11 protein-coding genes and 1 tRNA gene are annotated in these 12148 nt (G+C 57.2%); 5 read left to right on the forward strand and 7 right to left on the reverse strand.

The window, feature by feature from the left end:
• Positions 1-17 precede the first annotated feature (17 nt).
• Positions 18-1226 carry a carboxylate--amine ligase gene (locus F7R90_RS01835; protein WP_158055583.1) on the reverse strand — a complete coding sequence of 403 codons (1209 nt, stop codon included), beginning with the start codon at positions 1224-1226 and terminating at the stop codon, positions 18-20.
• Positions 1227-1645: 419 nt separating this feature from the next.
• Here F7R90_RS01835 and F7R90_RS01840 point away from each other — a divergent pair, with 419 nt between their 5' ends.
• The gene (locus tag F7R90_RS01840) at positions 1646-2695 is read left to right on the forward strand and encodes a lysylphosphatidylglycerol synthase transmembrane domain-containing protein (RefSeq protein WP_225741230.1); all 1050 of its coding nucleotides are present in this window, start codon (positions 1646-1648) and stop codon (positions 2693-2695) included.
• Here the strand turns inward: F7R90_RS01840 and F7R90_RS01845 are convergent.
• Together F7R90_RS01845 and F7R90_RS01850 are read right to left on the reverse strand one after the other, a co-directional pair.
• A complete protein-coding gene (locus tag F7R90_RS01845; protein ID WP_158055585.1) occupies positions 2683-3948 on the reverse strand; it encodes a sulfatase in 1266 nt (421 codons plus the stop codon). The two genes, F7R90_RS01840 and F7R90_RS01845, sit on opposite strands and share 13 nt — an antisense overlap.
• 162 nt (positions 3949-4110) lie before the next feature.
• A complete protein-coding gene (locus tag F7R90_RS01850) occupies positions 4111-5838 on the reverse strand; it encodes a glycosyltransferase family 39 protein (protein WP_158055586.1) in 1728 nt (575 codons plus the stop codon).
• 98 nt (positions 5839-5936) lie between these two features.
• Between F7R90_RS01850 and F7R90_RS01855 the strand changes: the two genes are divergently transcribed.
• Entirely contained in the window at positions 5937-6989 is a 1053-nt protein-coding gene (locus F7R90_RS01855) for a glycosyltransferase family 2 protein (RefSeq protein ID WP_158055587.1), read from the forward strand.
• Between the two features lie 316 nt (positions 6990-7305).
• On the opposite strand, the gene F7R90_RS01860 is transcribed toward F7R90_RS01855, so the two are convergent.
• The 3 genes from F7R90_RS01860 to trmY all read right to left on the reverse strand — a co-directional run bounded on the left by F7R90_RS01860 (position 7306) and on the right by trmY (position 8475).
• Positions 7306-7378 (reverse strand) — tRNA-Pro (locus F7R90_RS01860).
• Positions 7379-7428: 50 nt separating this feature from the next.
• Entirely contained in the window at positions 7429-7875 is a 447-nt protein-coding gene (locus F7R90_RS01865; RefSeq protein ID WP_158055588.1) for a TIGR00725 family protein, read from the reverse strand.
• A gap of 3 nt (positions 7876-7878) precedes the next feature.
• A complete protein-coding gene (gene trmY, locus F7R90_RS01870; RefSeq protein WP_158055589.1) occupies positions 7879-8475 on the reverse strand; it encodes a tRNA (pseudouridine(54)-N(1))-methyltransferase TrmY in 597 nt (198 codons plus the stop codon).
• A gap of 433 nt (positions 8476-8908) precedes the next feature.
• Here trmY and F7R90_RS01875 point away from each other — a divergent pair, with 433 nt between their 5' ends.
• Positions 8909-10069 (forward strand): tubulin/FtsZ family protein, encoded by a 1161-nt coding sequence (locus F7R90_RS01875; RefSeq protein ID WP_158055590.1) that lies wholly within the window; start codon positions 8909-8911, stop codon positions 10067-10069.
• A 146-nt stretch (positions 10070-10215) separates the two neighbouring features.
• On the opposite strand, the gene F7R90_RS21990 is transcribed toward F7R90_RS01875, so the two are convergent.
• A complete protein-coding gene (locus tag F7R90_RS21990; protein ID WP_192498379.1) occupies positions 10216-10380 on the reverse strand; it encodes an HVO_A0556 family zinc finger protein in 165 nt (54 codons plus the stop codon).
• A 150-nt stretch (positions 10381-10530) separates the two neighbouring features.
• Between F7R90_RS21990 and F7R90_RS01880 the strand changes: the two genes are divergently transcribed.
• Positions 10531-10908, forward strand: a complete 378-nt coding sequence (locus F7R90_RS01880) for a YccF domain-containing protein (protein WP_158055591.1) — start codon at positions 10531-10533, stop codon at positions 10906-10908.
• A gap of 102 nt (positions 10909-11010) precedes the next feature.
• On the forward strand, positions 11011-11931 hold the full coding sequence (locus tag F7R90_RS01885) for an NAD-dependent epimerase/dehydratase family protein (protein ID WP_158055592.1): 921 nt from the start codon (positions 11011-11013) through the stop codon (positions 11929-11931).
• The last annotated feature ends 217 nt before the right edge of the window (positions 11932-12148 follow it).

Here is a 12148-nt window from a genome sequence, read left to right on the forward strand (position 1 = left end):
CGTGAAGCCGTACCAAACTACGAGAGCTTCGAGAACATGTGACCGACGCCGCTGACGAACGGCCCAGGGTCGTCCAGTCGGAGGTAATCGAAGTGCGGATGCTTGTAACAGGACGCCAGCACGGCCATCGCCGCGCCGACCAGTGAGGGTCGCTGAACGTGTGGGGACTCGTCTCGGAGTACGCTCAGCAGATAGCCGACTTCACCGTAGAGGAGGTGACTACCGGTACCGACTTCGTAGCCCGGTTCCGGCCCGATGTCGATTCGGTCGGAGTCACCGGTTGCCTGTAGCCAGTAGTAGTACGGGAAGTCAGCACCCACCCGAACCGTGAACGGGAGCGACTGCCACATCCGGGGGTTGATTTCGGTGAGTTTGAACTCGCCCGTTCGTGCGTCTTTCATGTACTCGATGCAGGCGAGGCCGTGCCAGTCGAGGTGGTCGAGGAGCGTCCGGCCAACTGATTCGAGTTCCTCGTCGTAGATGGATTCGCGGTAGACGCTCCCGCCTCCGGTGTAGGATGTCCCTCGAATCTGGCGGTGTTGGAACGTCGCTAGGGGTTCACCGTGGTCGTAGATCGCGGCGAACATGTACTCGTCCGACGTGGGGACGAATTCTTGGACGATGGGGTCGTGTTTCATCTGCGCTCGAAGGGCGGCCACGTCCGGTTTCTCGCCCGGCCGGACGTGTTCGACTGCCTTGATCTCCTCGACGGTTCCCGGTCGGTAGCCGTCTATTCGGTCCTCACAGAGGAGGTTGTACCGGGATTTGATTATCAGTTCGGGACTCCAATCGTCTACGTCGCTCAGCAACTGCGTCTCCGGTATCGGGACCCCGGCGTCTGCGGCGGCGTCGAACAACTGCTTTCGGTCGTGGACGCGTTCGAGAACCGCGACCGGTGGGACGGCCAGCGAGACGTGTTTCCCGAATCGCTCGCGGTACTTCGAGAGGAGGTACACGTCCACCTCTCGAATTGGGAGTATCGTCCGCACGTCCGGCCGGGCCGCGAGACCGAGGAGAGCGTCTCTGTACGCCTGCGAGTCGTCCGGTGACGGGAGGACGCCTCGTTCGTCACAGAACCGAGATTTGAACTCCGGCGCGTCCTCGGTCTCGGAGGCGACGAGCGTGTAAACGCCGCGCTTGCCGAGCGAGCGAAGGCAAGGATAGCTTCCGGGTTGGTACCCCGTCGGTATCAGCACGGCGTCCCGCTGGGCGTCCTCCCCAGTCATACGCGTCTGTTGAATTGATGAGTAATGAATCTTGACGTGTGTTTTGTACAGTTTCGTAGGTAATGTGCGAATATAGTTGGATAATTATGGTTTCGGGGGCGACATCGATTCGGAGTAGAGTGTTCGAAGGAGTAGTGGAATCGACAGTAGACGGCGGTTTCGAAGTCATTCGTTCCACGTATTTAAGCAGAGGTCGTACACGACACGCTCCGCTCGTCGGCTTGCGTCGTGAGGTAGAAATAGGCCAGCACGAATTGGAAGTACGTGGTTCGCTTGGTCGTTTTCGTACTTTCCGAATTAAATACCATACTCAAGCATATGCATGACGTCGTTCGCTCACGATATCGCACGATTCGTGCGCTCTTTCATCGACCGCGAAAACGAGCCTCTGATTCTAAAACGGCCTGAATTCGTCGCAATTGCTTTCTATCTCTATCGGTCCATGGGGATACTTACTGACCGTAATTTCGGTGAGTATGAATAGTTCAGATATAAATACTTCCCATCGAAATCACCGTCCGATGGACGACCGAGTGGCGACGATTCTACGCTTGGGTATCAGTGTGGCCCTGCTTACCTTCATTGTGAATTCCGTCGGCGTCGACAAACTCGTAACGAACCTCTCCAACGTCAGACCTAGCTTTCTATTAATCGCGACGACTCTCGCGGTCTTCAACGTTGCTCTCAGCGCGTACAAGTGGAAACTACTCCTCTTGATCAAGCAAATCGACCTCTCGTTTCGGGTCCTGTTCGTCTACTACTATATCGGACAGTTTTTCAACGCATTCCTCCCGACGATGGTGGGAGGTGACGGCGTCCGTGCGTACTATCTGCAGCAAAATCACGGAGCGGGTCCCGACGCGGTTTCGTCGGTGTTTGTCGAGCGACTCACTGGTCTCCTGACCGTATTGGCTATCGGCGGCACTGCGACGCTGTTTGTTTCGAATCGCATCCCTACAGTAGTCGTGGTCGCTATCCTTCTCGTCTGCATCCCGGGGGCAACCGTGCTCGTCGCACTCCTCTTCACCGACTTCGGCCGAGATATGTTCGAACGGACTCTGTTCCGGGTCGAACTGTTTGACGTGGGCGACCGACTCGCGTCGGTCTATGATGCGGTCTACGAATATCGTACGGCACGACATATGCTCGTCCCTGTAATCGGCCTCTCGTTGCTATTTCGTCTTGTTCTCATCTTCAATAATTACGTCGTCGCCGTCGGTCTCGGAATGGAACTTCCCCTGGTATACTTCCTCGTGTTCATTCCCCTAGTCGAGGTTCTGTTGTTTCTTCCCGTCTCCATACAGGGATTCGGTGTTCGTGAAATGTCCTACGTCTATCTCTTCGGGTCGGTCGGTGCGGCGACTGGAACGGCCTTGACGCTGGCATTAGTGATGCAACTGATACTCGGCGTGTTGAACAACCTCATCGGCGGTATCGTCTACGTCGGTAAAGACGACTACTCCTTGTAACCGAGGTCAGCGAGCATCTCTTCGGTCTCCGAATCGACCTCTTGTCGTCCGGTCTCCTCGAAGCGAACCAGCCATTCGTCGAGGTCGGCAGCGAGGTCCGTTCTGCGTTCTCTTTCTCGCTCGGATACGTCCTCCCGTTCGTGCGGGTCCGCTTCGAGGTCGTAGAGTCGCTCCTCGTCAGAATCGCGGTTTCGAACGAGTTTCCATCCGTCCTTTCGAACGGCGACCGCGTTGGCGAACTCCGGGTACGCCATCGCGAATACGCGCCTGTCGGTCTCGACGGGTCCGTCGTCGAAAAGCGGTTCTCCGGGGGCCTCTAATTGTTCGGCGTCCGCGAGCGAGAGCAGTGTCGGTAGAATATCGATGGTTCGAACTTGACGCTCGACGCCCCCGTCCGGGAGGGAGTCGTGGTCGAACACCAGCGGGACGTGCAGCTCCTCGTCGTAGAGTGTTCGGCCGTGGCCGGTATAACCGTGGTCGTCGAGCGCTTCGCCATGGTCCCCGGTCAAGACGATCAGCGTCTCTTCGCGTAGTCCGCGTGCTTCGAGTGCTTTCAGTAGTTCACCGACGAGTTCGTCCACGTGCATCATCGCAGCGGTGTACTCGTCGTGGTCGCCGAGCCACTTTCGCGGGGCGTTACGAGGCTCGTGCATGTCGAAGTAGTGGACCCACCCGAAGAACGGTGAGTCGGCACGTTCGAGGCCCTCGATGGCGTCGTCAGTGACGCTTCGTCCGGTTCGACAGTGTAATTGAATCAACCCGAGGTCTCGAAGCAGATTCTTGACGTTGTATCGCTGAGTACCCAGGTTCTTGACCGCACCAAATATCGTGTTGAAGAGTTTTGTGTCGTATATACGGCTCAGTATCGGGTACAGCGTGTCGTACGAGGCATCGTCGAAATAGCGGTCGAACCCGCGACCGAGTTTCGAGTGTTCGTGATTGAGGTGATCGACACTGACGACGCCGAACGTGTCGTAGCCCGCTTCGCGGAACTTTTCGGCACCGACCGGCTTGCTCTCATCGAGGCCCCATCCGTTTTGCACGACCCCGTGAGCGAACGGATAGTCGCTAGTCATGAAGGAGGTGAGACTGGGGTCCGTCGTGTTCGCGACGGTGAACGCGGACTCGAAAGATGTGCCCGAGTTCTGGAGGGAGGCGAACGTCGGAACGAGTCCGGAGTCTATCGCTTCTCCGAACCGGTCAGCACGGAGACAATCGATGCTGATCAGGAGAACGTTCTGAATTTCACTCATTACAGCGATCTAGTTTATTCATTCGTTAAAACTGTTGATTATCGAAAGAGACGAATGGTGGCGGTTTCGGGCGTACTCACGTCGCACACTACCCCGTTCGCTCCGTGCCGACGACGTTCTTCTCGGCCCCATGCCAACAGAGAACAATTTCCGTCCGAAGACTCATTCCGGTAATTCCACCAACACGGCCGTGACCCGACACCGAGTCCCTCTACTGCGCGAACGATTGATGACGATACTTCCGCCTCTTTCTACCGCTGTGTCGGCTAACGTTTGCTGATACTCGTTCAGTGGGCCACACGGATTAGAGAGATACAATAGATCTGTGCCCGTGAGTGGCTCGTTCGTCTCGTGTACCTGAATGTCGGCCCGTACGGTTCTACTCTTGGCAGTATCTTCCGCTGCCGACGTGTTCACCCAGAGAACCGGCCAAACCTCGCCCTCACTGTACAGGACGCTCCACCAGTAGTTTTCGAGACTCGCTACAGCGACGGTATCGTCCGACGCCGCCACCGCCGTTAGTTCCGTTATCGGGGCCTCTTTTGAGACGCGGTCATTCTGTCCAGCAAGGTACGCGTTGACTCCGCCGTTCGCCACCAGGGCTACTAAACCGAGAACAACGAGAAGATGGACCAACTTGTTCGCGTTGAGTCGGTTCGTTACCGTCGCGTACCGCTGACCGAGCGGTTCATTCTTACCCCACTCGACGAGACGCGCGGCACCGACTCCGAATGTGAGCGTGACCGCGAAAAACAACGGAAAGACGTGGCGCGTTTGGAACGCACCGACCCAGCCAGCGTTGCGGAACGTGAGTGCGACGAGGTAGACCGCACCGATTCCGAGAACGTACACGTCCGCGGGCTTTCGACGTTTCGCCATCGCACCGATGCCGATGCAGATGATAACGGTGAGGAACAGCGTGATGCCGGTCCACCCACCGAAGAAAATCCAAAACGCGTCACCGAGAAAGTTCTGTAACTTCTCGACGGTTCCGAGGACGTGTTTCTCTTTGTCGAACCCACGGAGATGCCACCAAAAGTCGAAGTATTCGTAGGCGACATATCTGACGACCTTCTCCATAACTCCGTACGAATCCGGATCCACGAAGAGGGACGACACGGCTGTTCCAGAATCTGCGGAAGCGGTCGTCAGTATCTTCTGCAGCGGTCCGAAGACGAGATACAAGACTCCGACGACAAAGGGAGGCAGGACGTACAGTACTGTCGTCGTCGTCGGCACACTCAGGGCACGAAGCCGACTTCCTTCTACCGGTGTTCGAATCCGACTGTCGAGTTGGACGAACGCCGCCGTCAAAATGCCGTACAGAACTGCCGGGACGTACAGGAGATACGAGAAGGTTGCGGTGACGCCGGCGACTACGGACCAGAAAGGCGCGCCGTTTCGTTCACGACTCGTTCCAAGTGCGTACGTCGAAATCACGATGATACCGACCGCTGACGCTTCGGGGTACCCTTTCGCAGTCAATACCAGAAGCTTCGGATACAGCGCGTACAACGTCGTCGCGTACAGTGCCGCGCGTTCGTCGAAGAATCTCCGTGCTGCGGGATAAAACACGAGCACTGACACACACGAAACGATTAGCGAGAAGACGGTCACCGCGCGAACGCCGAGAAATGGGCTGGTTGGTACGTAGAACAGTGCGGAAAACAAGTCGTAGAACGGCATTCGGCTGGGTTTGTACCCCTGAAAGTTCCCTAAGTACGGCAGCAGTGGCTGTTTGAGTACCAAGAAGGTAGCAAAATGCTTCCAGATAGGGTACATGACCGCCCAAAACGCGACTCGCAACGCGATTCCAGCGAGGACGACTCCGGACAAGATTCGATTCTCATCGAGTAGTGGAACGATCGCTCGTAAGCGCGTGGAGGTCATTCAATTCACGCTCCGAAACTGAACTTCATGTAACTTCTTATCTCGATGGTTCTATAACCAACACGTTTTTATTAATAGCTTAGCAACCACTCGACCGAATGTGCCCGGACACTGTCGATTCGCATCGTACCTCCACAGAGGGCGAAACCTCCGATTCGATGCAAGTTTCTGTCGTCATCCCCGCCTACAACGAGCGAGGGAACCTCGAAGACCTTCTAACCGAGATAGCCGACGTATTCGAAGCCGACGAGATGGCTCGCTATACCCCATACGAAGTCGTAATCGTCGACGACGGTAGTACGGACGGGACGCGACAGCAGTTACGTGACCTGATTGAGGAACACTCGTCTCTCCGCGTTGTCTTTCTAACTCGGAACTTCGGTCAGAGTGCTGCGCTCGCTGCTGGCATCGACAACTCTCTCGGCAAGTACATAATCACGATGGACGCCGATTTACAGAACGACCCTGCGGACGTTCCTCGTCTCCTTGCGAAGTTACGGAAGGGGTACGACTGCGTGAGTGGCTGGCGACGAGACCGGGACGACCCACTCTCGAAAACGATCCCCTCGAAAATTCAGACGTATCTCGCAACGTTGACCGGGCCGAATATCCACGACTTCGGTTGTACGCTCAAAGCGTACCGCGGAGATACTCTCCGTTCTATCGACATCTACGGGGAAGGCCATCGGTACATCCCTGCGAAACTCCACAACAAAGGCTATCGAATTACCGAACTGGAAGTGAACCACCGACCACGGGAACACGGTGAAACCAAGTACGGATTCCAACGCCTCATCCGCGGCTTCGTCGATTTACTCTTTCACATCTTCTGGAATCGATACTCAACGCGACCGTTGCACATCCTCGGCGGACTCGGCGTGTTGATGGTCTGCACTGGCGGACTCATCGGTGCTCACGCAGTCGTGAGCAAGTACGCGTTCGGTACCGAACTGCTTCCACGGACCCCACGTCTCATTCTGACCGTCGCTCTCATCCTGTTCGGCTTCCAGATGTTGATGTTCGGTCTCCTGACGGAGACGTTGGTGAAACTATATTACGAAGACAACGACAGCAAGGGATATCGAGTCCAACAGACGATATCTGCGAACGAATCGGACCGACCGGTGCTTACTATCGGAGACTCCCGGTGACGAACTATCGCCTGCCTGTTTGCGGGTCTGTCAACGAATTCTTTCCGGTGTGAGTCCTTCCATAACGTCCGCGTTCCTCGATTACAGTACTGACCACTTCGTTCGACGTTTCGTCGAACACGGGACTCCGACTGGAGATTGTGATTTGCGGTTTCACGTTGAACTGGTGACCCGAATCGCACTACTTGACTCCAGTCCCAACGTGGCTACCCGCTCCGCTCATCGGCTTGCGTCGTTAGGTAGAAAATGGAGCCCTACTTACCCTATCCGGAACTCCTCGCTGTCGCTCGGTGTTCGTTGAATGCGGGAAAGGTAGTGGGCCGGCGCGAATTCGAATCGCGGTTACGGCCACCCGAAGGCCGAAGGATACCAAGCTACCCCACCGGCCCGCAATTCGAACTAAAGCCCGGAGTGCCTTTAACCGTTGCGGATTAGAACACTACTCTCCGACGGCGGTTTCGACGTACTCCACGGCCTCCGCAGGCGTCTCGACCGACTCGACGTGGTCTACTTCGTGGGTCCCCAGTCCGACGATTGGCCGAGCAAACACGCCGGAGAAGCCGATCTCCGAGAGGGTGCCGGGTCCGCCGTCGATGGCGATGACGGCGTCGCCGTTCAGCACGACCATTCCGTTTCGGGCGTGGCCGATGCCCGTGGCGATGGCTACGTCTACGTAGTCGTTCGCGTCGGTGCGGTCTTCGGTCGGCAGAATCCCGATGGTGTCGCCACCGGCCGCGTCCGCACCGCGACAGGTGGCCTCCATGACGCCGCCGAGGCCGCCACAGACGACCGTGTGGCCGCGCTCGGCGAGCAGTTTGCCCACCGTTTCTGCAGTCGCTGCTTCTTCGCTCGTAATTGTACTCCCACCGATGACACTTACTCGCATGCCTCAGTACGTGGTGTAGCCTGCGGTGTCAAGAAAGTTGTGTGCAACTGTAATTGCGTGGTCGGCGTGGAGTAGTTCCGGGCCGAGTCGGACGCGTTCGTCCGCCGCGGCCGAGAGCAGTTCTTGCTCTTCCTCGGTGAAGTCGTGGTGGTCCGAGAGGACGAACACCGGATTCTCGGGTGGTTCGACGTCGGCGACAGGGTCACCGTCTTCGTGGAGTTGCACGACGGTTCCGTCGCGCTCGGCCTCTTCCAGTACGGGTTCGAATCCGCGTTTGGTGAGTGAGACGCCCGGCGAACTCTCGACTGCCATGTGTCCGATGGCTTCGTCTTGCTTGTCGAGGGCGTTTCGAATCAGCGCGGCCGTACTTCGCTCGTCGGGGTTGAGTCGTCGGAGTTCTTCTCCCTCGAACTGAATCGTCAGTTCGTCTTGCATGACGAGCGAGACGCGCACGTTCTCGCGAATCGCGTGCGAGAGGAAGAACGCGGAGTTGACACACCGACACAGGACGTCGAGGCGACCGGCCCCGCCCGCGAGGTCGTCGAGCGAGAAGTCGGCCGTCGTCGGCGCGTCGTGACCGAGGACGATGAATTGTCGCATACCTGCCGTTCTGCCGGGGTCATAATACGCCCGTCGAAGCTTGGCCGAGTATTTCGTTGCTCGACCGAGGACGAAACAGTCTTTCGACCTGCTGGTACAGTCACCCTGACACGGAGTTGGTTGTGCCTGAAACAAACTAACTTCCGGGTAGAGTGACTACAATGCGGTTTTTACAGATTTTTGGTTACGAACCGTTGTCGCCGCTACCGACGGACTATCGGCCCCGTGAAACGGTGCTACAACGATAGTATCATATTTCGAAACGACTTCGATGGTCAGTACAGAGTGCCTGTGAAACGGTCTCTCTCCAGTTTGGCGGTGTATAACTATACCTCTAACAGATGACCTGTCGTACGAAGCCGATAAGTCGGGCACTAACTCGCGGTAACGGTCCGGCTAACGAACCACTATCGGCGTTACGGAGACACAAAACATGAAGCTCGCAATGATTGGCGTCGGGCAAGCCGGCGGAAAGATCGTGGACAAGTTCGTCGAGTACGACCAGCGAACCGGGAGCAACGTCGTGCGCTCGGCTATCGCGGTCAACACAGCTAAGACCGACCTCGCGGGAATCGAGCACATCCCCGAGGAGAATCGCGTCCTCATCGGGCAGGCACGCGTGAAGGGGCACGGCGTCGGTGCGGACAACGAGATGGGTGCCGAAATTGCCCAAGAAGACATCGGTGAGATTCAGGGCGCAATCGACCAAGTGCCGGTCCACGAAGTCGATGCGTTCCTCGTGATTGCAGGGATGGGCGGCGGCACTGGGTCCGGCGGCGCGCCGGTCATCGCCAGCCACCTCAAGCGCATCTACACCGAACCCGTCTACGGGCTGGGCGTCCTCCCCGCGAAGGACGAGGGCGGCATCTACACCCTGAACGCCGCGCGCTCGTTCAAGACGTTCGTGGACGAAGTAGACAACCTGCTCGTGTTCGACAACGACGTGTGGCGCGAGACGGGCGAATCCGTTCGAGGCGGCTACGACCGCATCAACGAGGAAATCGTCCGCCGCTTCGGCGTGCTGTTCGCCGCCGGTGAGGTGCAGGCGGGCGACGAAGTAGGCGAGAGCGTCGTGGACTCCAGCGAAATCATCAACACGCTCGCGTGTGGCGGTGTCTCCACTATCGGCTACGCGACCGAGCAAGTCGAGAACCCGAACGGCGGACTCCTCAGTCGCTTCTCCGACAAGGAACTCGACGCCACCGAAACGACGAACCGACTGACGAGTCTCGTCCGCAAGGCCGCACTCGGCCGCCTCACCATGCCGTGTGAGGTCCGAAGCACCGACCGTTCGCTGGTCGTCGTCGCCGGACCGCAGGACCACCTCAACCGTAAGGGCATCGAACGCGGCCGTCAGTGGCTCGAAAACGAAACCGCGAGCATGGAAGTTCGGGGCGGCGACTACCCGCTGAACGAGGACCACGTCGCGGCAGTCACGCTACTGGCGGGCGTCACGGACGTGCCACGAATCAAGGACCTGCAAGGCGTCGCCGTCGAGACACAGGACAACATCGGTGAGATTCGCGCTGAGAGTCAGCAGAACTTGAACGACCTCGTCCACGACGAGGGCGACGAACTCGAAGCGTTGTTCTAACACTTTGGCGAGGCGGTTGGATTGGTTTGGGATGGGCGTGGGTTTCCGGGCGACTAAGACGGGATTGGGATAGAACAGTCGGATTGCGGGTTGATTTTCTGTCGGCTTCGGACCGGCCGTACGTTTCAGACAGTACGTTTCACACGCTACCAGACGCGAGCTGCGGGTGTGCCACAATCGTCGCAGACTGCGGCGTCGTCGCCCTTGAACTCGGCTCTGGTCAACGCTCCGTTCGCACACCAGCTACAGTCGTCGCCGACGAGAGCCGAGATGGGGTCGTGGGCCGCAGTCCGTGGAGAGGCTTCTTGCATGGTCTCCAACTGGACTTGGTCTCAACTTGAAAGTGTCGGTACCGTAACTGCAATTACCACGAGGACGAGAAGGCTGTTCGGAATGTTTCCGCTTCCGATTCGAGGCTCGCTCTCCTACAGCTATTTTACGACTGGAAACGTCTATCTTCTATGGCTCAACGTTCGCTACTGACACGGGCGATCTGGTTCCTCGTCGTCGGCTGGTGGGCGACGCCCATCGTCGTCAACGCCGCGTGGCTCTGCAACCTCACCATCATTCTCATCCCTATCGGGTTCAAACTGATCAATCTCGTCCCGACAGTCCTCTCGCTCGCAGAACCGCGGTCACTCTCCGACCCAGCGTCCGCCCGCGGCCAGCACTCGCTCGTCGTACGAGCGGCGTACTTCGTCTTCGTTGGGTGGTGGCTCAGTTTCGCGTGGGCCAACGTCGCCGCGTTTCTCTCAGTGACCGTTGTCGGATTGCCCATCGCGTTTTGGATGTTCAACCGACTTCCGTACGTGACGTCGCTGTACCGCTTTCACGGCTAACGACTTGCTCGACAGCGTAGGGAATATTTTGTCCGACCATCGCGAGTCTCTCGTGTTGAGTGAACAAAAAGAGACTAACGAGTCGAAATAGAAGCAGGCACGATGCCAGGCTCAGAGGTTCACGATGAGACGGTCCTCATCACGGGAGGTGCAGGGTTCATTGGAAGTCACATTGCAGATGCGCTGACTGAACACAACGATATTCGAATCCTAGATAACTTCTCGACAGGCTCTCGTGAGAACGTCCCAGCCACTGCAACCACTATCGAGGGCGACATTCGAGATGAGAAAACGCTCGCGGCGGCGATGGATGGTGTCGATCTCGTGTTTCACCAAGCGGCCCTCGTCAGCGTCCAACAATCTGTCGAACAACCCGAGGTGAGCCATGCAATCAACGTAGAGGCAACTATCGAAGTCCTCGAACACGCCCGAAAAGAGGATGCACGCGTCGTCGCCGCCTCGAGTGCAGCGATTTATGGCGAACCTCAGACGGTTCCAGTCACTGAATCCGACCCGAAAACGCCGACCTCACCGTATGGCGTCGATAAGCTCTCACTTGATCACTATCTCCGATTGTATCACGACCTCTACGACCTCGAAACGGTTGCACTCCGATATTTCAACGTCTATGGCCCGCGACAAACAGCGGGTGACTACAGTGGCGTAATCAGTATTTTCAAAGAACAGGCGATGAATGGCGATCCGATCACGGTGAATGGGGATGGTGGGCAGACTCGGGACTTCGTGCATGTCGACGATATCGTCCACGCAAACCTGCGGGCGGCAACGACCACACACGTTGGCGACGCCTACAATATCGGCACTGGGTCCAGCGTCACGATCCAAGAACTTGCAGAAGCGATTCGCGACGTCACGAATTCTGCATCGGACATCGTTCATACCGATCCACGACCGGGAGATATCCGACACAGTTGTCCTGATATCACGAAAGCCCGGGAGCAACTCGAATACTCTCCGAGTGTCTCACTCGAAGATGGACTCGAAACGCTCGTTCAACTTTAGGCTGGTTCTCGATTGCTCTACGAAAAGTATCACTGTGACCCGGTTCAAGTTCCGTACTATTCGTTAATCTACTTTTTTGCCAGTATCGAACTGCACCTGTATCAGATTCTGGACCAAGGTGAGATTCCTGGGTACGAGAGATAGGATTACAGTCGAGTATTCTACACTATTACCGGCCGCGGGAGGGATACCAGCAGATGGTTCCCAGTGTTACAAA

It is taken from the genome of Halorussus halophilus (assembly GCF_008831545.1).
Lineage (GTDB): Archaea > Halobacteriota > Halobacteria > Halobacteriales > Haladaptataceae > Halorussus > Halorussus halophilus.